Annotated in this window: 1 protein-coding gene and 1 pseudogene; both read right to left on the minus strand. The window is 70.2% G+C overall.

Annotated features, from left to right (window positions below; all coding sequences use genetic code 11):
- Window positions 1-181, minus strand: a pseudogene (locus I0Q12_RS06025) (HpcH/HpaI aldolase/citrate lyase family protein); the annotation flags it as partial.
- Window positions 178-1296 (minus strand): hypothetical protein, encoded by a 1119-nt coding sequence (locus tag I0Q12_RS06030; protein ID WP_307846056.1) that lies wholly within the window; start codon window positions 1294-1296, stop codon window positions 178-180. The pseudogene I0Q12_RS06025 and the gene I0Q12_RS06030, both read right to left, overlap by 4 nt.
- Window position 1297 lies beyond the last annotated feature (1 nt).

Here is a 1297-nt window from a genome sequence, read left to right on the forward strand (position 1 = left end):
CCAGGTCCGGACGGGTCGCCGGCACGTAGAGGGTTGCGCCGAGCGCGAGCGCCAGGCGTTCACGGTCGTCGCTGTCGTCGAACGGTTGGGGGTGGTGCAGGAACAAGGTGTCCCGTGTGGCCGGATCCAGGTGCCGGAAGTGGCATGTGCCACGCACCTGCGTGAAGGTCCCCCCGCTCATGGGCTGTCCGTCCGTCCTCTCATTCGTTGCACCACCCCGGTGATGAAGTCCGTCACCGCGTCCAGATCGCGCACGTACGCCCAGTAGTCCGGGTGGATTCCTGTCAGCGAATCGACGGCTCTGTCGATCCGGGCGAGTTGTGCGTCGAGTACCGAGCCCCATTCTGCGGTCAATCCACGCTGCACCGCGAGGTGCTGCGCATCACGCAGTCGGAAGCGCACGGCATCGACTTTCGCTCCTGGATTCTCCCGTACCGCGCGCAGGGTTGCGAGTCGGCTGGTGACGGCGTCGACGTTGTGTTCGGCGACCGACAACTGCGAGCGTGCCGCGTTCGCGTGATCGAGGGCCTCCTCGGGCCGGCCTGCCGACAACGCGGCCCGTGCCGCGGCCAGGCTCTCCTCGGCTTTCGCGAGCATTTCGGTGGCGCGCCGGTCGTTGCCGGTCAGGTCGGCGGAACTTGCCGCGTTGAACTCGCGCAACAGCGCCGAGTACGCCGGTGCGAGACCCTCGAGCCGGGTGCGGACCGCACCGATCCGGGTGGTGACGGACGCAAGGGTGTTCCGGGCACGCTCCGACTGCGCGGGTGCCTGGTCCAGGGCCGCTCGCAGCGCCGCCGTCGCCTGCCCGACCTGCCCGGCCTGCTTCCGGATCGCGCCTGCCCCGGCAGCGGCCCCGAGCGCGTCCAGCGCGGCGTCCAGTGCGCCCGCCGCGGCCCGCACCGACGGGTAGTCGGCGAACGCGGCATTCTCCGGCGACTGCAGTGCCTGCGCGACGGCATGCGCCTCGGTGCGGGCCCGGTGCGCGAGTTGCGGTGTGGCCGCAGCGACGGCCATCGCGTGTTCGAGATGCGCGCGATGGGCACCGTAGAACTCGTCCAGAGTTCTTGTCGCGGAACCGATCCGATGGATCGCCTGTTCGTACTCGGCGGCGCTCGCCAGGGGCTGCTCCGGTTCGGTACGGGAGAGCCGCAGGTAGATCTCCGCGGCGTCGTAACACGCCTCGCGGATCGGTGTCCACATGCGGATCAGGCCCCGCTCGGGTTCCAGTTCGTGCGACGCGGTGACCGCAGCCTCGGCGACCGACTGCCGCCGGTCCATGTCGAGGAAGGCCGCCACC

Origin of the sequence: Rhodococcus sp. CX (assembly GCF_015865005.1) — a bacterium.
Classification (GTDB): Bacteria; Actinomycetota; Actinomycetes; order Mycobacteriales; family Mycobacteriaceae; genus Rhodococcus.